16 protein-coding genes and 2 pseudogenes are annotated in these 17943 nt (G+C 71.4%); 10 read left to right on the plus strand and 8 right to left on the minus strand.

All coding sequences use genetic code 11. From position 1 onward, the window contains the following. The first annotated feature begins 34 nt into the window (after positions 1 to 34). A complete protein-coding gene (locus A8W25_RS15040) occupies positions 35 to 1246 on the plus strand; it encodes an FAD-dependent monooxygenase (RefSeq protein ID WP_067161666.1) in 1212 nt (403 codons plus the stop codon). On the opposite strand, the pseudogene A8W25_RS15045 reads toward A8W25_RS15040, so the two are convergent. After that, a pseudogene (locus A8W25_RS15045) lies at positions 1236 to 1916 on the minus strand (fibronectin type III domain-containing protein); the annotation flags it as partial. The gene A8W25_RS15040 and the pseudogene A8W25_RS15045 sit on opposite strands and share 11 nt — an antisense overlap. Between A8W25_RS15045 and A8W25_RS15050 the strand changes: the two are divergent. Both A8W25_RS15050 and A8W25_RS33440 read left to right on the plus strand, forming a co-directional pair. Next, positions 1877 to 2305, plus strand: a pseudogene (locus tag A8W25_RS15050) (LysR family transcriptional regulator substrate-binding protein); the annotation flags it as partial. The pseudogenes A8W25_RS15045 and A8W25_RS15050 sit on opposite strands and share 40 nt — an antisense overlap. A gap of 219 nt (positions 2306 to 2524) precedes the next feature. Further along, the gene (locus tag A8W25_RS33440; RefSeq protein ID WP_107470704.1) at positions 2525 to 2665 is read left to right on the plus strand and encodes a hypothetical protein; all 141 of its coding nucleotides are present in this window, start codon (positions 2525 to 2527) and stop codon (positions 2663 to 2665) included. A gap of 37 nt (positions 2666 to 2702) precedes the next feature. Here the strand turns inward: A8W25_RS33440 and A8W25_RS15055 are convergent, their stop codons facing one another. Then, positions 2703 to 4274: a purple acid phosphatase family protein gene (locus A8W25_RS15055; RefSeq protein ID WP_067161672.1), complete on the minus strand. Its 1572-nt coding sequence runs from the start codon at positions 4272 to 4274 to the stop codon at positions 2703 to 2705. A 221-nt stretch (positions 4275 to 4495) separates the two neighbouring features. Here A8W25_RS15055 and A8W25_RS15060 point away from each other — a divergent pair, with 221 nt between their 5' ends. Then, a complete protein-coding gene (locus A8W25_RS15060; RefSeq protein WP_067161675.1) occupies positions 4496 to 5536 on the plus strand; it encodes a 3-isopropylmalate dehydrogenase in 1041 nt (346 codons plus the stop codon). Positions 5537 to 5776: 240 nt separating this feature from the next. Next, a complete protein-coding gene (locus tag A8W25_RS15065; protein ID WP_067161677.1) occupies positions 5777 to 6862 on the plus strand; it encodes a branched-chain amino acid aminotransferase in 1086 nt (361 codons plus the stop codon). Here A8W25_RS15065 and A8W25_RS15070 read toward each other — a convergent pair. Further along, positions 6859 to 7422 carry an FkbM family methyltransferase gene (locus tag A8W25_RS15070; RefSeq protein ID WP_067161679.1) on the minus strand — a complete coding sequence of 188 codons (564 nt, stop codon included), beginning with the start codon at positions 7420 to 7422 and terminating at the stop codon, positions 6859 to 6861. The two genes, A8W25_RS15065 and A8W25_RS15070, sit on opposite strands and share 4 nt — an antisense overlap. Beyond that, positions 7419 to 8447 (minus strand): MraY family glycosyltransferase, encoded by a 1029-nt coding sequence (locus tag A8W25_RS15075; RefSeq protein ID WP_067161682.1) that lies wholly within the window; start codon positions 8445 to 8447, stop codon positions 7419 to 7421. Before A8W25_RS15075 ends, A8W25_RS15070 begins: the two co-directional genes overlap by 4 nt. Positions 8448 to 8715: 268 nt before the next feature. Here A8W25_RS15075 and A8W25_RS15080 point away from each other — a divergent pair, with 268 nt between their 5' ends. From A8W25_RS15080 to A8W25_RS15090, 3 genes are all read left to right on the plus strand, one after another. After that, a complete protein-coding gene (locus A8W25_RS15080; RefSeq protein WP_067161685.1) occupies positions 8716 to 10983 on the plus strand; it encodes a (Fe-S)-binding protein in 2268 nt (755 codons plus the stop codon). Positions 10984 to 11528: 545 nt separating this feature from the next. Next, positions 11529 to 12785, plus strand: a complete 1257-nt coding sequence (locus A8W25_RS15085) for an ATP-grasp domain-containing protein (RefSeq protein WP_067161688.1) — start codon at positions 11529 to 11531, stop codon at positions 12783 to 12785. A gap of 85 nt (positions 12786 to 12870) precedes the next feature. Continuing rightward, positions 12871 to 13371 (plus strand): GNAT family N-acetyltransferase, encoded by a 501-nt coding sequence (locus tag A8W25_RS15090; protein WP_067161691.1) that lies wholly within the window; start codon positions 12871 to 12873, stop codon positions 13369 to 13371. A 16-nt stretch (positions 13372 to 13387) separates the two neighbouring features. Here the strand turns inward: A8W25_RS15090 and A8W25_RS15095 are convergent, their stop codons facing one another. Continuing rightward, positions 13388 to 14077: an NAD(P)-dependent oxidoreductase gene (locus tag A8W25_RS15095; protein ID WP_199831758.1), complete on the minus strand. Its 690-nt coding sequence runs from the start codon at positions 14075 to 14077 to the stop codon at positions 13388 to 13390. 62 nt (positions 14078 to 14139) lie between these two features. On the opposite strand from A8W25_RS15095, the gene A8W25_RS15100 reads away from it, so the two are divergent. Next, positions 14140 to 14592, plus strand: coding sequence for a winged helix-turn-helix transcriptional regulator (locus tag A8W25_RS15100; protein ID WP_067161693.1), 453 nt, complete (start codon positions 14140 to 14142; stop codon positions 14590 to 14592). A gap of 23 nt (positions 14593 to 14615) precedes the next feature. Here the strand turns inward: A8W25_RS15100 and A8W25_RS15105 are convergent, their stop codons facing one another. Then, positions 14616 to 15080: a hypothetical protein gene (locus A8W25_RS15105; RefSeq protein ID WP_067161696.1), complete on the minus strand. Its 465-nt coding sequence runs from the start codon at positions 15078 to 15080 to the stop codon at positions 14616 to 14618. 209 nt (positions 15081 to 15289) lie between these two features. After that, entirely contained in the window at positions 15290 to 15655 is a 366-nt protein-coding gene (locus A8W25_RS15110; protein ID WP_067161698.1) for a winged helix-turn-helix transcriptional regulator, read from the minus strand. Between the two features lie 147 nt (positions 15656 to 15802). Here A8W25_RS15110 and A8W25_RS15115 point away from each other — a divergent pair, with 147 nt between their 5' ends. Continuing rightward, the gene (locus A8W25_RS15115) at positions 15803 to 16777 is read left to right on the plus strand and encodes an NADP-dependent oxidoreductase (protein ID WP_067161701.1); all 975 of its coding nucleotides are present in this window, start codon (positions 15803 to 15805) and stop codon (positions 16775 to 16777) included. Positions 16778 to 16862: 85 nt separating this feature from the next. Here A8W25_RS15115 and A8W25_RS15120 read toward each other — a convergent pair whose 3' ends face one another. Then, a complete protein-coding gene (locus tag A8W25_RS15120) occupies positions 16863 to 17645 on the minus strand; it encodes a maleate cis-trans isomerase (protein ID WP_067161704.1) in 783 nt (260 codons plus the stop codon). Positions 17646 to 17943: the final 298 nt, after the last annotated feature.

Consider the following 17943-nt stretch of genomic DNA (forward strand, 5'->3'; position numbering starts at 1 on the left):
CCCCGCGCCGCGTCCGCCCTGCAAGAATGAGCGGATGTTACGTGGAGGCAGGGTCGCCGTGGTCGGCGGCAGTATCGCCGGGTGTGCCGCGGCCTTGGCCGCCCACCGGGGCGGCGCGGCGGAGGTCACCGTCTTCGAACGGGCCCCGGGCCATCTGGCGGACCGCGGCGTGGGGCTGGCCATGCACAATGACCGGTACGCGGAGCTGGAGGCGGCCGGTTACGTCGATGCCTCGATGCCGTGGCTCCAGCTGGGCCGCCGGTGCTGGTACGTGCGGGACGGCTCGGCGCCGCTCGGGCGCCGCATCGGGGTGCTGCCGTTCCCCTTCCGTACGTACAACTGGGGTCCGCTCTGGCGGGAACTGCGCGAGCGGGTGCCCGGGTCGGCCGAGTTCCGGTCCGGGACGGCCGTCACCTCGGTGGAGGTCACCCCGGACGGCGTGGAGCTGGCGATGGGGCCCGACGGCCCCGGCGAGCGGTTCGACCTGGTGATCGGCGCCGACGGCTACCGCTCGGCCGTGCGCACGGCCGCGTGCCCCGAGGTGCGCCCGCGCTACGCGGGCTATCTGGCCTGGCGCGGCGCCTTCGCGGCGGAGCGGCTGATGGCGCCGGAGCTGTGGCCCGACGAGGACTGCGTGTACGCGGTGTTCCCCGGCGGGCACGTCATCATCTACCGCATCCCCGACGGCAGGGGCGGGCTGCGGATCAACTGGGTGCTGTACACCGCCCCTCCCCCGGACCTCGCCCTGCGCTTCGACAATCCGACCAGCCTGCCACCCGGCACCCTCGCCGAGACCCTGCACACCCGGCTCGCCCATATCGCGGACACCCGACTCGCGCCCTACTGGGGCCAGTTGGTGCGCACGACCACCGCCGACGAGCTCTTCGTCCAGCCGATGTACGACTTCACCGCGCCGCACTACGCCAACGGCCGGCTGGTCCTGGCGGGCGACGCGGCGACGGTGGCCCGCCCGCACACCGGTGGCGGCGCGGTCAAGGCGCTCCAGGACGCCACCGCCCTGGAGAAGTGCCTCACCGGCGAGCCCGACTGGCGGGCGGCGCTGAGCGCGTACGACACCGGCCGGGCGACGAGCGGCAGGTCCATGGTGGAGCTGGGCCGCCGGCTCGGCGTCGGGCTGGTCGAGCAGACGCCGGACTGGAGTGCGATGGACCAGGGCGGTCTGGAGAAGTGGTGGCAGCAGGTGGACGGCTCGGGCGGGTTCGGCGGGCGTCGGCTCACCTCGTAGCCGCCCGGCCGCCGATGACGACCGTGCGCTGGGCCGAGAAGTCGCCCCACTTCCCGTCGGGCAGCCGGGCGCGGAGCTTGAGGCGGTAGCGGGTGCCCGGCTTCTCGGCGGAGACGGTGAGGCTGTACGAGGCCCGGCCCGGCGGCGGCGCCGCGCCGAACACGATCGTGGTGGTCAGCCGCCCGTCGAGGAACAGCTGGTAGGAGGTGACCGGGCCACCGGTGTCCGGCGGCTGCCAGGCCAGGTCGACGGTCGGCACTCCCGCCACCTCGCCGTTGCGTGCGCTGAGCTCGGTGGGCGCCGTACTGGCGGGCGCTCCCGGCGCGGACTCCGTGGTCAGGTCGACGGCGTCGCTGTCCGGCGAGGAGTTGTCGGCGGCGTCGCGGGCGCGCACGGTGAAGCTGTAGACGGTCCCGGGCCGCAGCCCGGTGACCCGCGCGCCGGTCTCGCGCCCGGAGACGCTGTGGATCCGCACGTCCTCCTGGTAGATGTCGTACGAGGTCACGCCGACGTCGTCGGTCGCCCGCCGCCAGCTGAGCGTCACCGCGCGGCTCCCTTCGGCCCGCCCCCGCAGCGCGCCCGGCGCGGTGGGCGGCCCGTGGTCGGCGGGGCCGGGCGCGGGCGTGGTGAGACCTCGGTATCGCGACGATCGGGACGAGCTCGCCGGTGCCGCCGGGGCTGGTCGGCGATGTCCTCCTGGAGGAGGGGTACGCGCTGGTCCACCCCTCGGGGCATCCGGCGCCGCGCTCGCTGCCGCTGGTCGACTGGATGGAGAACTGCTCCTCGTACACCCGTGAGTGGTGGGCCGAGCAGGAGTGGATCCCGGCGGCGACGGTGCGGGCCGAGGACGACGGAGCAGTGCTCTCGATGGTGAGCAGTGGTTTCGGAATGGCGATCATGCCGGAGCTGTCGCTGACCGGAGCACCGCACACAGTCGAGATCACTGATCTCGGACCGGAGCGCCCGACGCGTTCGGTGGGCTATGTGACCACGCCCGAGCTGGCCGGGACGGTGGCCGTCCGCGCCCTCATCCGGGAGCTGCGCGCACTGCGCCGCTGAGGGCCGCCCCGAAGCCGCCGTCTCAGATAGTAGGAAGTCCGAGTAATTGTGGAGACAGAAGCGGAGTCCTCCCTTAGCTTTGTAGAAGCCGAACGTCTCGCTGATCCAGCGAATGGCGGTCGCGAGCGCGGTGCCCCTTGGCAGGCAACCCCTGCGGCAGCGCTCCCCGCCCCTTCCGGCGCCTCGATATCCCCCGTGATCTCAAGGAGTCGATCCCTCATGTCCGAGACGACGACCGTCCGCCGTGTCCGCCATGTCGCCCGTACGGGCGACGCCGACCGCAAGAACGCCGCGGCCGCGCTCCAGCGCGCGCTCGACCGCCGGGACAACGGTGGTGCCACCGGGCATGTGACCGGGTAGACCCGCGCCCCTGAAGGCGCGGGGAACCCGCCGCTTCCTACCTGCCGCGCCTGATCTCGAAGTGGTCGATCCTCGCGCCGGACTCCGCCAGTGCCGAGACCCTCATCGACGGGCGGTGGCCCGCCTCGACCTCCACCGCGAGGAACGAGTAGCCCGTGAAGCGCACCCGGGACCACTCCACGGTCTCCGTCGCCTTCGCGCGGCCCTTCAGCCAGTGGTAGCCGGCCACGCTCTCCTGGTCCTTGACGTGGCCCTCGTAGCTGTCGGGGGCCGGGAAGTCGTAGAGCGCGCGCCCGGCGCCGCCGGCCGTGACGTAGACGATGCCGTCCCGCGTCGGGTCGGTGCGCTCGCCGATCGGGACCCGGCGGCCCACCGCGTTCCGCAGAATCGCGTCGGTGCGCTCGTAGACGTGGTTGTGGCCGTTGATGACCAGGTCCACCTGGTGCTTCTCGAAGAGCGGCACCCAGGCGTCGCGGACCCCGCCGTCGGAGGCGTGCGCGTTGGTGGTCGAGAAGGCGCAGTGGTGGAAGAAGACCACGATGAAGTCGACGTGGCGGTCGGCGCGCAGCTCGGCGAGCCGTCTGTCGAGCCACTGCGTCTGCCTGCCGTCGCTGATCCCGAAGTTGGCGGGGATCTCGTACGAGACGTCGTTGGCGTCCAGCGCGACCACGCCGACGTTGCCGTGCACGAACGAGTAGACGCCGGGCTGGTCGACCGGGTCCGGGCCGTTGTCCGGCAGGGACCAGCGGGCGTTCTGGCCGCCGTAGCCGTCCGGCGAGTACCAGGCCTCCATGTCGTGGTTGCCGGTGGTCACCATCCACGGCACGGTCTTGGCCACCGACTCGGTCTGGGCCAGGAACTGATCCCAGGTGCGCGCGTCGTAGGAGTCACCGGTGGTGCCCGAGCCGGACGGGTCGGCGTAGCAGATGTCGCCCGCGTGCAGATGGAACGCCGGGTTCTGACCCAGGATCAGCTGGTCGTTGCCGAGCGCGTGGTAGCTGACGCCCTGGTCGCCGAAGGCCGTGAAGGTGAACGGCTCGGCGCGCTCGGGCGCGGTGGTGAAGGTGCCGAGGGTGCCCAGGTTGCGCGGGTCGGCCGGGTCGAAGCCGTCGTGGCCGACGCCGTAGTAGTACGTGGTGCCCGGCCGCAGCCGCTCCAGGCCCGCGTGCACGTAGTACTGCTCGGCCGCGGCGATCTTGCCCCCGTTGAGCACCGGTGTGCTGAGGTGGCGCACCTCGGCGCCGATCCGGTGGCTGAGCGCCCAGGGCTTCAGCCCGATCCGGATGTACGGACGCCGCACCGCGAACGGCACCTGCCAGGAGACCGTCATCCGCGTCTTCGGGTCCGCGCCGTACGCCAGGTGCCGCCCGAACGGCGCCACCAGCGAACCGTCCACCTCGGGACCGCGCGAGGTGAGCACGGCGGGCGCCGCGTGGGCGGGCGTGCCGGTGAGTCCGGTGCCCACCCCGGCACCGGCGATCGCGGCGGTCGCCACGGATGTGCGCAGCACCCCGCGCCGCGTCAGCCGCGTACGCAGGTACTCGTGCTGCTCGGCCATGCTCATACGGCCGGCGAGCTTCTCGGGTATTCCGAAACGGGGGATGTCCATGGCCGGAAACGTCCTCTCCCGAGACGACGCGCATCTCACCGATGGATGAACGGGGCACGTACAGGTCCCCATGCAACTCCCCGGAATCTCCCCGTACATCACCCCGGGCGGCCATTCGGCGGCCGCCCGGAGGGAGTAGGGCCCATCCCGCGGGTCTGCTCGCGGTGTCCGCATGATGGACTCGACATGTCAATGCATGGGACGCGGAGTACGGTGCTTTCATGTCTCGCAGCATCGATCTCGCAGTGATCCCCGGTGACGGCATCGGCCAGGAAGTGGTGGCCCAGGGCCTCAAGGTCCTCAACGCCGTCCTTCCAGCGGACGTCAAGCTGGAGACCAAGGAGTACGACCTCGGCGCCCGGCGCTGGCACCGCACCGGCGAGACCCTGCCGGACGCGGAGCTCGAAGCGCTCAGGACCCATGACGCGATCCTGCTCGGCGCCATCGGCGACCCGAGCGTGCCGTCCGGCGTCCTGGAGCGCGGTCTGCTGCTGAAGCTGCGCTTCGCCTTCGACCACTTCATCAACCTGCGCCCGTCGAAGCTCTTCCCGAACACCGCGACGCCGCTGGCCGGCCGTCCCGACATCGACTTCGTGGTCGTCCGCGAGGGCACCGAGGGCCCCTACACGGGCAACGGCGGCTCGCTGCGCACCGGCACACCGGCCGAGGTCGCCACCGAGGTCAGCGTGAACACGGCGTACGGCGTGGAGCGCGTGGTGCGCGACGCGTTCGCCCGCGCCCAGGCGCGGCCGCGCAAGAAGCTGACGCTGGTCCACAAGAACAACGTCCTCGTCTTCGCCGGTCACCTGTGGAAGAACATCTTCGACACGGTGGCGAAGGAGTACCCGGACGTCACCACCGACTATCTGCACGTCGACGCCGCGACGATCTTCTTCGTCACCCAGCCCGAACGCTTCGACGTGATCGTCACCGACAACCTCTTCGGCGACATCCTCACCGACCTCGCCGCGGCCGTGACCGGCGGCATCGGTCTGGCCGCGTCCGGCAACATCAACCCGACCGGCGCGTTCCCCTCGATGTTCGAGCCGGTGCACGGCTCCGCGCCGGACATCGCGGGCCAGGGCAAGGCCGACCCGACGGCCACGGTCCTCTCCGTCGCCCTGCTCCTGCGCCACCTCGGTTACGAGGCCGAGGCGGCCCGGATCGAGGACGCCGTCCAGGCCGACCTGGCCGCGCGGGACGGCTCCGCCCGGACCACCGACGAGATCGGCGACGCGCTCGCCGTACGCGTATCGGGCTGACCCGAGCGCTCTTCCTCAACGTAGCCGCCGGGTCGCACCAGCACCCGGCGGCTTTTCCTGTACGGCCCCGGGGTGCCACCATCAGTCCCTGGGCCGCAATCACACCGTTTCTGTCACGGTCCCGCACGAGCGATAATCGAACGTGGGACCGCGGCATGCGGAAAAGCTCGGACGTCCTAGCAGCAGCGAAGGCGGCGTGAGCGCGGTCCGACCCACACAACCGGTGAAGGACACGCAACCATGACGACGCCCACGATCGAGCTCAAGCCCTCCGCGAACCCGCTGTCGGACGCGGAGCGTGACGCGATCCTGGCAAGCCCCGGATTCGGCCGCCACTTCACCGACCACATGGTGACGGCCAAGTGGACCGAGGGCCGCGGGTGGCACGACGCGGAGCTCACTCCGTACGCGCCGCTGTCGATGGACCCGGCGAACATGACGCTGCACTACGCGCAGACGATCTTCGAGGGCCTGAAGGCCTACCGCCAGCCCGACGGTACGGTGGCGACCTTCCGCCCCGACGCCAACGCGGAGCGCTTCCGCTCCTCGGCCCGCCGGATGGCGATGCCCGAGGTGCCGACCGAGCTCTTCATCGCCGCCTGCGACGCGCTGATCCAGCAGGACAGGGCGTGGGTCCCGTCCTCCGGCGAGGCCTCCCTCTACCTGCGCCCGTTCATGATCGCGAGCGAGGTCGGGCTGGGGGTGCGCCCGGCGAACGAGTACCTGTTCATCGTGATCGCGTCGCCCGCCGGGGCGTACTTCCCGGGTGGCGTGAAGCCGGTGTCGGTCTGGCTCTCCGAGGAGTACGTGCGCGCGGTCAAGGGCGGTACGGGTGCGGCCAAGACCGGCGGCAACTACGCCGCGTCCCTGGTCGCCCAGGCCGAGGCGGCCGAGCACGGGTGCGACCAGGTGGTCTGGCTGGACGCGGTGGAGCACCGGTGGATCGAGGAGATGGGCGGGATGAACCTGTACTTCGTGTACGGGGACCGCATCGTCACGCCGTCGCTGACCGGGTCGCTGTTGCCGGGCATCACCCGTGACTCGCTGCTGAAGATCGCGCGGGACCTCGGCTACACGGCGGAGGAGGGGCGGATCTCCACGGAGGACTGGAAGCGGGACAACGAGGCGGGGACGCTGACCGAGGTCTTCGCCTGCGGCACGGCGGCGGTGATCACGCCGGTGGGGTCGGTGAAGTCGGCCCGTGCGAACTGGACGCAGGGGGATGGGGAGCCGGGGGAGGTCACGATGCGGCTGCGCAAGGCGCTCCTCGACCTTCAGACCGGCGCGACGCCGGACACCCATGGCTGGATGCACCCCCTGGGCTAGCACGTTTTCGGCCCCCCCGCCCCCCGCAGCACCTCGTGCTCGTACCCCTGCACGGCGAGCCGCAGGAAGACCCGTTCGCCGGGCGCGGTGACCCCCTCCCACAGGCCGTCGAGCCGCTGCGCCTCCACACTGCGCGTACCCGTGTACGCCGCGTGCGGCGCGGCCGAGCGGTGCCGGGGCAGCATCGCCAGCGCCGAGCTGCTCAGCCCCGCGTCGCCCGCGATGTTCAGCGTGAGCGGCCCGGCGCGGTCGCCGAGCGCGTACGGCAGGACGGACCAGAAGGGGTCCTCCGCCGCCCGCAGCCGCAGCTCGGCGCGGGGCTCGCGGAGCGGCTCGAAGGAGACGATCCGCCCCTCGTAGCCGCAGCGCCGCAGCATCGTGCCGTACGCGCCGCTGTGCGCGCCGACGTCGAGCACGAGGTCGATCTCGTACCGCCGCAGCAGCCGCACCAGACGCGGCCCGTCGTCGTCGGCGGGCCGGCCGGGCGCGCCGAGGGGGCGGGCGAGGCGGCGCAGGGCGGTGCGGGCGCGGTCCCGCACCGCGGGCAGGTCGATGCTCACGCCGGTGCTCCTTCGCGGGCGGCCCCGGGGGCCGGTTCGGTACGCAGGGCCTCGTCGCCGTAGACCGGCACCCGCAGCAGGACCACCACCGCGATCACCGCGCCCAGCGCGAGCGGCAGCACGGCGGGCGGCGCGAGGCGGCCGTCGTGGACGAGCAGCGCGGTGACCGTCCCGGCGAACGCGGCGAGCCCGAGGACCACCGCCGTGCCCTGCACGGTCAGGCCGCCGCGGCGCAGCCGGTGCGCGATGTGGTCGGCCGCCCCGTCGGCCAGCGCCCGCCCGGCGCGCCGCCGCGACACCAGGACCAGGACCGCGTCGGCCAGGGCCACGGCGGTCAGGGCGAACAGCGAGGCGGCGGCCCGGGCCGGGCCGGCCTCGGTGTGGACGAGCACGGCGGCCGAGGCGAGCAGGAAGCCGGTGAAGAGCGAGCCGCAGTGGCCGAGGACGATCCGCGCGGGATGCCAGTTGTGCAGAAGAAACCCCGTGAGCGAGGCGGCGAGGACGCTCAGCAGCAGGGCCAGCCCCGGCAGCGCGTCCGCGATGGCGCAGACCGCGAGGCCGAGCGCGGTCACCCCGGCCACCGTCCCCATCGCCCCGTCGGAGGCGTCGAGGAGGCTGAAGGCGTTGGTGACGAGCACGATCCACAGCACCGCGAGGGCGCCCGGGCCCGGCGAGAGCCCCGACGCCAGGGCGACCACCACCGTGGCGGCGGCGGTCTGCACCCCGATCCTGACCCGGGCCCCCAGCGGGCGCAGATCCCCGGCGAGGCCGAGCAGTGCCACGGCCCCGGCGGCGCCGAGCAGCGGCCCCACCCCGTCCCCGAGGGCGGCGAGCCCGAGCACCGGCCCGGCCCCGACCGCGGCGAGCGTGCCCACCGCGACCGCGATCCCGCCGAGGTGCGGGGTACGGGCGGCGCGGGTACCCCGGCCCCGGGCCCCGGCGCGCAGGACGGCCGCGCGGACCACCGCGGCCAGCAGAGCGGTGCAGAGCAGGGCGGCGACGGCGGCCGTGAGCCCGGAGATCATGCGAACCAAGTTAGATTGTTATGTCCGTGTATGGGCTGAATAACACGATGGACATTTCAAAAGTGCCGAAACCCTGTCCGACACTGGTCCCCGACACAGTCACCGACGCCGGTCACCACCCCCGGCGCCGGCCCCGTTCACTGAGGGCCGCCTGAGCGACACAGATCACCGCGTGCGCGGCTACAGCGCCGCCGCATAAATGGGTACGCTCAGACGAGCTCGATAAGTTACTGCTTAGTAATCCCTGGCAGGCCCGAGGAGCCCCCACATGCAACTCGCCGCGATCATTGTGTCGCTGGTCCTAATCGCGGTCGGCGTAGCGCTGTTCGGCCGTGCCGTCTGGCAGATCTACCAGTTCGTGCGGCTCGGCCAGCCGGTGCCCGCGGGCACCCGGACCGACGAACCCGTACAGCGCACCGTGACGTTGGCCAAGGAGTTCCTCGGCCACACCCGGATGAACCGCTGGGGCATCGTCGGCGTCGCGCACTGGTTCGTGGCGGTGGGCTTCTTCTCGCTGCTGCTGACGATCGTCAACGCGATCGGCCAGCTCTTCCAGGCCGACTGGCTGATCCCGATCATCGGTGACTGGCTGCCGTACGAGATCTTCGTCGAGTTCCTCGGCCTGATGACGACGCTCGGCATCCTCACGCTGATCACCGTCCGCCAGCTGAGCAAGGCCGACAAGCCGGGCCGCAAGTCCCGGTTCGCGGGCTCCAACACCGGCCAGGCGTACTTCGTCGAGACGATCATCCTCATCGTCGGCGTCTGCATCATGACGCTGCGCGCCCTGGAGGGCGTCCAGCACCATGTCGACAGCTACGAGCCCGGGTTCTTCGCCTCGTACCCGCTGATCCTGGCGCTCAAGGGCCTGAGCCTGACGGCCATCCAGAACATCACCTACGGCGTCGCGGGTCTCAAGATCGCGGCGTCGTTCATCTGGATGATCACGGTCTCCCTCAAGACCGACATGGGCGTGGCCTGGCACCGCTTCCTCGGCTTCCCCAACATCTGGTTCAAGCGCGAGGCGGACGGCTCCACGGCCCTCGGCGCGCTCCAGCCGATGACGTCGGGCGGCAAGGCGATCGACTTCGAGGAGCCGGGCGACGACGACGTGTACGGCGTCTCCCAGATCGAGCACTTCTCCTGGAAGGGCATCCTCGACTTCTCCACCTGCACCGAGTGCGGCCGCTGCCAGTCGCAGTGCCCCGCGTGGAACACCGGCAAGCCGCTGTCCCCGAAGCTCCTGATCATGTCGCTGCGCGACCACGCGCACGCCAAGGCCCCGTACCTGCTCGCAGGCGGCGGCAAGGACATGGAGGGCAACGAGAAGGCGACGGCCGAGCAGCTCAAGGACGTCCCCGCGGCGGCCATCGCCGAGGCGGAGCGCCCGCTGATCGGCACCGTCGAGGAGAACGGCGTCATCGACCCGGACGTCCTGTGGTCCTGCACCACCTGCGGCGCCTGTGTCGAGCAGTGCCCGGTCGACATCGAGCACATCGACCACATCGTCGACATGCGCCGCTACCAGGTGATGATCGAGTCCGCGTTCCCGTCCGAGGCGGGCACGATGCTCAAGAACCTGGAGAAGAAGGGCAATCCCTGGGGGCTCGCCAAGAAGGCGCGCGTCGAGTGGACCAAGGAGGTCGACTTCGAGGTCCCGATCGTCGGCAAGGACGTCGAGGACCTGTCCGAGGTCGACTACCTCTACTGGGTCGGCTGCGCCGGCGCTCTTGAGGACCGCGCCAAGAAGACCACCAAGGCCTTCGCGGAGCTGCTGCACATGGCGGGCGTCAAGTTCGCGATCATGGGCGGCGACGAGAAGTGCACCGGCGACTCCCCGCGCCGCCTGGGCAACGAGCCGCTGTTCCAGCAGCTCGGCCAGGAGAACGTGGCGATGCTGAACATGGCGTTCGGCGAGGACGACGAAGACGAGTCGACGAAGAAGCCGAAGTCGTCGAAGAAGATCGTCGCGACCTGCCCGCACTGCTTCAACACGATCGCCAACGAGTACCCGCAGCTCGGCGGCGAGTACGAGGTCATCCACCACACCCAGCTGCTCCAGCACCTCATCGACGAGGGCAAGCTGATCCCGGTGACACCGGTGGAGGGCCTGATCACCTACCACGACCCGTGCTACCTGGGCCGTCACAACAAGGTCTACACGCCTCCGCGCGAGATCATGTCGGCCGTCCCGGGCCTGCGTCAGCAGGAGATGCACCGCCACAAGGAGCGCGGCTTCTGCTGTGGCGCCGGTGGCGCGCGGATGTGGATGGAGGAGCGGATCGGCAAGCGCATCAACAACGAGCGCGTCGACGAGGCCCTCTCCCTCAACCCCGACATCGTCTCCACGGCCTGCCCGTTCTGCCTGGTCATGCTGACCGACTCGGTCAACGGCAAGAAGAACGACGGCCAGGCGAAGGAGTCCGTCCAGGTGGTGGACGTGGCCCAGCTGCTCCTCGACTCGGTGAAGACGCCGGCGGACCCGGCGGCGTCCGAGGACGCGGAGTCGGCCCCGGAGCCCGAGCCGGTCAAGTAGCAACCACTGACGGCCCGCAGCCGACAACGACAGCGGCCGGTCCTGCCCCCGAGGCAGAACCGGCCGCTGTCGCGTTACGTACGGCGCACGGCCGTCAGCCGCGCCGCTGCCCACGCCGGTGGTACACAACGCGAATTTCAACCAAATCAGCACAGAGCGCACCACCCCGGCTACCCAGCGCTTAACCCCTGGCCCACGATGCGGCATTCTGTGGCGCGTGATGAGGCCGGTGCGTACCCGTAGAGCCGTGGCAGGAGTGGCCGCGCTGGTCGCCGCCGCCCTGTGGGGCGTGACGGGCTGCGACTCCGCGTCCGCCCACCACCCGGCCCCCGTGCGGCGGCGTGAACCGGGTGCGTCCGCCGTGGTCGTATACCGTGCCACGGGCGCCACGAGACCATATGTGATCACCGCGTGGGGCAACAAGGCGTTCTCGGCCCCGCCTTGGCGCGATTTCCCCTTGCCGCCGCTTCCCCGTGCGTGAAGTGGCGTACGGACCTTGACAGTTGATATTGCTACGGAAAAGATCACCGAGGAGAGGGGTTGCCGTGACGGAGCACGTGTTGGTGTTCGGCGTCGGATACGACATACCGGCCCGCATGCGCGCGTTCGGCGAGACGGCCGGACAGAAGGTCACCACGTCCGTCCTCTGCTGGCCCGAACACCTCGCGAAGATGGACGACACCGAGGAGCACAGCCGGATCGTCGTCCTGAGCCCCGAGGCCTCCGACGAGGAGTGGATCGCGATGGCCCGGGCCGTCGACGCCGTCGAGCCGGTGACCCGGATCGGGTCCTTCTACGACGACTGCCGGCCGCAGGCGGCCCTGGTCGCCCAGGTCCTCGGTCTCGACACGCACACCCCCGAGATCGTCGAACTCGTCATGAACAAGTACGCGATGAGGCGGCGGCTCGCCGAGACCGGTGTCGAGGCCACGGCCTCCGCGGTCGTCGAGAGCCCCGCCCAGCTGCGGTCCTTCGCCGAGGCGCACGGCTACCCCTGTGTGGTCAAACCGCTCACGGGCGCGGCCAGCAAGGGTGTCTCCATCGTCGCCGGGGCCGCCGAGGCCGAGTCGGCCCTGGAGCGCGCCAGCGGTACGGGCGCCGATCCGCGGGCCACCGTCGAGGAGTTCCTCGTGGGTGCCCAGTACAGCGTGGAGGCGTTCTCGGAGCGCGGAGAGCACGTCGTCGTCACCGTGACCCGCAAGTACTCCGATCCCGTCAGCCTGGTGGAGCTGGGTCATGTGATGCCCGCGCCGCTGGAGCCCGCGCAGACGGAGGCCGTCACCCGGCACGTCGTCGCGACGCTGGAGGCGCTGGGCGTCGAGTTCGGGCCCACCCACACCGAGGTCATCCTCACCGAGCGCGGGCCGCGCGTCATCGAGACGCATCTGCGCACCGGCGGCGACGAACTCTGGAACATGGTGACCGACGCGACGGGGGTGGACCTGATCGAGTCGCAGCTCCAGCAGGTCCTCGGCGAGAAGGTGCTGCCCGGCATCCGCGCCACCCTGGACGACCCGGAGCGCACCCGGCGCAGCGAGGCCATCTGGTTCGCGGGCGCGCCCGACCGGGGAACCCTCGTCGAGGTCTCCGGCGCCGAGGCCGGGCGTCCCGCCGCGGTAACGCTGAACGTGCTGGGCACACCGGGCACCGAACTGAACGGCCTTCAGAACAGCTTCTCCCGGCTGGCCTGGGCCCGGGCCCACGCCGGCACCGCCGAGGAAGCCGTCGCCCTCGCCAGGGAGGCGATCGACGGACTCGCCTTCCTCACCCGTGTACCCGCCGCGCACGGCGAACTCCTGTAGCGAGCAAGGGCGTCACCCGGCCCGAGGGAACCCGGCTGGGACAATCCGATTGCGGCGCGCCATACCCGGTGATATCCCACCGGTTATGGAATGTCTCGTAACAGCACGGCTCGTCCTGCACCCGATGAGCGTCGAGGAAGCCCTGGCGCTGACCGCGGACGAGCCGGGCGGGAACGCCGGTTGGGCGCCCGGGTACCCCACCGAGGCCGACACCGCCGGTGCCCGGCGTTACCTGGAGACATGCGAGGGCGGTCGGGACCCGCAGCCGTTCGGGACGTACGAGATCCGGCGCCGCGAGGACGGCCGCGCCATCGGCGGCCTCGGCTTCCACGGCGCCCCCGACCTCGACGGGACCGTCACGATCGGCTACGGCCTGGTGCCTTCGGTCCAGGGCAACGGATACGCCACCGAAGCGCTGCGCGCCCTGCTGCTGTTCGCCCGCGAGCAGGGCATCACCCGCGTCAAGGGCGACACGGCCCACGACAACATCGCTTCCCAGCGGGTGATGAGCGCGGCGGGAATGAGCCTGGTCGCGCAGGACGAGTGGCTGAAGTACTACGCGGTGGAGTGGACGGACGACCTGTGACCCTCGCGGAGGCGGGTCAGTCCGCCACGGCCAGCTGCACCCGGCTGTGCCCCGGCACCTCGATCTCGTCCAGCACGGCGAGTGCCAGATCGGGGTGCGCGATGTGCCCCGGGCCGTCGAGGACCGTGCCGAGGGCCGTGCGGTAGCGGCCGGTGCGCGGGGCCCGCGCGTCCAGGTCGAGGGGCGGTACCACCATCAGCCAGTCGAGCTCGGGCCCGGCCGCGCCCAGCGTCGCGAACTCGGCCACGTGCCCCTGGGAGAACACCCGGTACTGCTCCGGGAACTCCGGTGCGTCCATGATCCGCACACCCGGCGCCGTCTCCAGCGTCGTGGCGATGCCCAGTACCACGAGCCGGCCCACCCCGGCCGCGGTGAGACCGTCGACCAGGGCTTCGGCGGCGGAGACGAAGTACTCCTCGGAGGGCATGTCAAGCCGCACCGAGGCGTTCACGGCCGCGTCGTGACCGGCCGCCGCGTCCTTCACGGAGGCGGCGTCGGTGGCGTCGCCGCGTACCACGGTCACGGCGTCGGAGCCGAGGCCGGGATACTTCGCCGGGTCGCGCACCACGGCCGTCACGGCGTGGCCGCGGGCCACCGCCTCGGCCACCACGGCCCGGCCCACCCGGCCGCCCGCGCCGAACACGGCGATGCGCTTGGGGGAGTCGGAGGGGTTCGCGGAGTGCGCGGAACGCGCGTTCGTCGTCATGACCGGAACGCTAGGGCCGGCCCCCCTGGTTACTGCAAAGATACTGGGCTAGCGTCGGCTCCATGATCGACCGTCCCACCCCCGCGCCCCTGCCCGCCGACCTCTTCGAGAGGCCCGAATGCGAGGGTGGTCCGGTGCCCTTCCGCGTCGGCGACAAGTGGACCGGGGTGGTCCTGCGCTGTCTGGAGGACGGCCCGCGCAGATTCTCCGAACTGCGGGTTCCGCTGCACTGGATCACCCCGAAGGTGCTGACGGAGACCCTGCGCGCGATGGAGCGGGACGGCTTCCTCACCCGTACCGTGTACGACGAGAACCCGCCTCGGGTGGAGTATGAACTCACCCTGCTCGGCCGTTCGTTGATCGCCCCGCTCGACGCCACCTGTGAGTGGTCCCGGACGCATCTGACCCAGGTCGCCCAGGCGCGCGAGGAGTACACGGCCCGCTGGGCGGGCGGGTGGGAACGCAGGTCGGCGAGGCCGGGCCCGCGCGTGCCCGGCCTGCCGGAACAGAGCTGATCAGGGTTTGCCGCGATGCGTCGTCAGTGGTTGGTGCCCGACGCCCACACGGCGCGGCTGCCGTCGTAGATGACCACGTTGCCGTCGTCCTGGACGACGAGGCGCGAGCCGGGGCGGCCGTCGGTGTTGGAGGCCCACACCGGGCGGTTGGAGCGGGTGTAGACGACGAAGTTGCCGTCCGTCTGGAAGCGGGCGGTCCAGCCCTGGCCGACGGTGTTCGAGGCCCAGCGGGCCCGGTTGAACTCGTCGTAGATGACCAGGTTGCCGTCGGACTGCATGATCAGCCGGGCCGTGTCGGAGCTGACCGACTGGTTGTGGTTGAGGGTGAACGGCGCATACCGCGTCTGGTTGGAATCGCCCCGCGCCGCCGGCGACTTGGCCGTGGTGGTGGACGGCGTGTGGTGCGAGGGTGTCGCGCTCGCCTGCCCGACGAGGGCCATGGTGGCGAGGGTGGCGGTGGCCAGCAGGGTGGTGACTCTCTTCCCCACGAGAAAACTCCTTGGGTCAGGTAGCTCATCCATCGGCGCCCGGTGTGGGCGCCGCCCTCGGACTCTGACACCCCGGGCGCACCGGAAGGACCCGCTCCGGGCCCGGGTGACGCGTTTTGCGTCCCTCTTCGACCTGAAAGGGCAGAAGGAGCTGTCAGGGTTGCCCTGGGCTAGTGATCCCTACACGAGTCACCTTCGGGCGGCGGCGTTCACTGCCCGGCGTACAGCAGATCCACGTTCCGCTCCGCCCAGTCGCGCATGTGCGCCAGCGGCTCGGCGGCGCTGTGGCCCAGCTCGGTCAGGGCGTACTCGACATGCGGGGGTACGGCGGGGTAGACCGTCCGGGACACCAGTCCCGCCTCCTCCAGGCGGCGCAGTGTCTGGGTGAGGACCTTGGGGCTGACGCCCTGGAGCACACGCTGCAGTGCCCCGAACCGTACGGGGCCGTCCTCCATGGCGCCGATCGCCAGCGCGCTCCACTTGTTGGCCAGCAGTTCGAGCAGATTGCGGCAGGGGCACAGGGCCGCGTAGACGTCGTGCTTGTCGTGGCTGCCGGTGTCGCAGTTCCTGCTCATGGGCGGTTCCTCCGCGTGGGGGCGCGATCGAGTCGATACTATCCAAAAGATAGTAGGTGCCCTTGCAGGTTACTACTACCCCTCCCATAGTTTTGGCGCACCGTTCACCGCGCGGGTGCAGTCGGCCCCGCAACCGAGGAGTCAGTCATGTCCCACCCCACGCCCACGATGCGCGCCGTCACCCAGTCCGCCTTCGGCGGCCCCGAGGTCCTGCGGGTCACCGAGGCCCCGCGCCCCGTGCCGCTGCCGACGGAGGTCCTGGTGCGCGTCGTCTCCGCCGGGGTCAACCCGGTCGACGTCAAGACGCGCGAGGGCCACGGCATGGCCGGGGTCCTCGGCGAGCCGCCGTTCGTCCTCGGGTGGGACGTCGCCGGAGTGGTCGAGGAGGTCGGCTTCGGCGTGCACACCCTGGAGGTGGGCGACGAGGTGTACGGCATGCCCTGGTTCCCCCGCGCCGCCGGCGGCTACGCCGAGTACGTCACGGCTCCCGCCCGGCAGTTCGCCCGCAAGCCCGTGACCCTGAACCACGACGAGGCCGCGGCCGTCCCGCTCGCCGCGCTCACCGCCTGGCAGATCCTGGTGGACACCGCCGACGTGCGCCCCGGGCAGCGCGTGCTGATCCACGCCGCCGCGGGTGGCGTGGGTCACTTCGCCGTCCAGATCGCCAAGCACCTCGGGGCCCACGTCATCGCCACGGCCAGCGCGGGCAAGCACGCCTGGCTGCGGGAGCTCGGCGCCGACGAGGTCGTCGACTACACCGCCGCCCCCTTCGAGGAGCAGCTGTCCGGCCTCGACGTGGTCGTCGACCTCGTCGGTGACGAGATCGACAGCACCAGCACGCGCTCCCTCGCCGTGCTGCGCCCGGGCGGCCTTCTCGTCGCCGTCCCCTCCGGTGTGTCCGGCGAGCTCGCCGAGCGGGCCGCCGCGGCCGGTGTGCGGGCCACGCCGTACCTGGTGGAGCCGGACGGTACGGCCCTGACCACCCTGGCCGGTCTGATCGACGCCGAAGCGATCAAGGTCGAGGTGGCGGCGGTGCTGCCGCTGGAGGAGGTCGCCGAGGCCCACCGGCGGCAGGCCTCGGGCCGCACCCGGGGCAAGATCGTCCTGCGGGTGGCCGAGTGACCTCGGAGCGGTGAGGTGGTGCGGCCCCGGTCGCCCCTCTCGTACGAGACGGTCTTGTCCGAGAAGGTCGCGAAGGGTCGCACACCTACAAGGACGGGGTGTCCAGGGCGAACAGCCGCCCGTACCCCGTGATCGCGGCGGTGCCGCTGTCGGCCGCGCGCAGTGCCGCCCACAGTAGTACCTGATTTGCCGTCAGTACCGGGCGCCCGAGGGTGAGTTCGAGGTTCTCCACCATCCCCACGGCCCGGAATCCGTTGCCTCCCACGACGACGGCTTCCGCCTCCTCGGGGACATGGGCGGCCACCCAGTCGTGCAGTTCGCCCGGCCGGATCAGAGCCTGCCCGCTGGGCAGGCCGCAGGGCGCGGAGAAGCACACCTCGAAGCCGGCGGCCTCGTAATAGGCGCGGCCGAGGCCGTTGAGCTCGGTGTCGAACCACGGCGGGTCCACCAGGCTGAGCCGGGTGGCGCCCAGGAGGCGCAGGGCCTCCACCGTCGAGGCGCAGGTGGCCACCACCGGCAGGCCGTGGGCGCGGGCCGCGAGACGGGTGAGCATCGCCGCCTCGCCGTCCGCGCCGATGACGTACGCGGAGCTGGTGAAGGCGTAGGCGAGGGCCGCCAGGGGCGCGGTGGCCAGCTGGGCGGCGGCCTCGTCGACGTACGGCGGCTCGGCGAAGGCCCGCACGGGGGCGAGCGGGATCGTGGGATCCATGGCGCCGCCGTGCCGCATCCCGCCGAACGGCACCCGGGCGGCGTGCACGCCCACGTCGGGCGGCGCCATCGCGCGGAACTCCGACTCGGGGCCCACATCGGCGTGAGGGGTGAGCACGCCGATGCGCACCCGTACGTCCCAGCCGTCAGGTCGCCACATCGCTCCCGCACCTCCGGGCGGAAGGGTCCGCACGGGCGGCCCTGCTATGGACTGCCTGCTTCCGCTTGTCCATCGTGCGGGCTCGCGGCCACCCGCGCGACATGCCGACGCCATCCGGGTATGTCCGGGATAGCCGCTGTGACCTGCGCGTTCTCCCTCTCCCGCGAGTTGAGCGCCGCACGACCAACACCTGTGCACCATGCCGCAGTTGATCGGGGTCCTTGGCTCCAACAACCTCACCATGGCTATCGTCCCGCTGTGAGGAGCGACAAGCGGCGTCGAACCAGCCGGTTCCGCC

Source organism: Streptomyces sp. ERV7, assembly GCF_001653515.1.
Classification (GTDB): domain Bacteria; phylum Actinomycetota; class Actinomycetes; order Streptomycetales; family Streptomycetaceae; genus Streptomyces.

Coding starts and splice junctions, on each gene's coding strand:
- A8W25_RS15040 (WP_067161666.1), top strand. CDS start 35: ATGTTACGTGGAGGCAGGGTCGCCGTGGTCGGCGGCAGTATCGCCGGG.
- A8W25_RS33440 (WP_107470704.1), top strand. CDS start 2,525: ATGTCCGAGACGACGACCGTCCGCCGTGTCCGCCATGTCGCCCGTACG.
- A8W25_RS15055 (WP_067161672.1), bottom strand. CDS start 4,274: ATGGACATCCCCCGTTTCGGAATACCCGAGAAGCTCGCCGGCCGTATG.
- A8W25_RS15060 (WP_067161675.1), top strand. CDS start 4,496: ATGTCTCGCAGCATCGATCTCGCAGTGATCCCCGGTGACGGCATCGGC.
- A8W25_RS15065 (WP_067161677.1), top strand. CDS start 5,777: ATGACGACGCCCACGATCGAGCTCAAGCCCTCCGCGAACCCGCTGTCG.
- A8W25_RS15075 (WP_067161682.1), bottom strand. CDS start 8,447: ATGATCTCCGGGCTCACGGCCGCCGTCGCCGCCCTGCTCTGCACCGCT.
- A8W25_RS15080 (WP_067161685.1), top strand. CDS start 8,716: ATGCAACTCGCCGCGATCATTGTGTCGCTGGTCCTAATCGCGGTCGGC.
- A8W25_RS15090 (WP_067161691.1), top strand. CDS start 12,871: ATGGAATGTCTCGTAACAGCACGGCTCGTCCTGCACCCGATGAGCGTC.
- A8W25_RS15095 (WP_199831758.1), bottom strand. CDS start 14,077: ATGACGACGAACGCGCGTTCCGCGCACTCCGCGAACCCCTCCGACTCC.
- A8W25_RS15100 (WP_067161693.1), top strand. CDS start 14,140: ATGATCGACCGTCCCACCCCCGCGCCCCTGCCCGCCGACCTCTTCGAG.
- A8W25_RS15110 (WP_067161698.1), bottom strand. CDS start 15,655: ATGAGCAGGAACTGCGACACCGGCAGCCACGACAAGCACGACGTCTAC.
- A8W25_RS15115 (WP_067161701.1), top strand. CDS start 15,803: ATGTCCCACCCCACGCCCACGATGCGCGCCGTCACCCAGTCCGCCTTC.
- A8W25_RS15120 (WP_067161704.1), bottom strand. CDS start 17,645: ATGTGGCGACCTGACGGCTGGGACGTACGGGTGCGCATCGGCGTGCTC.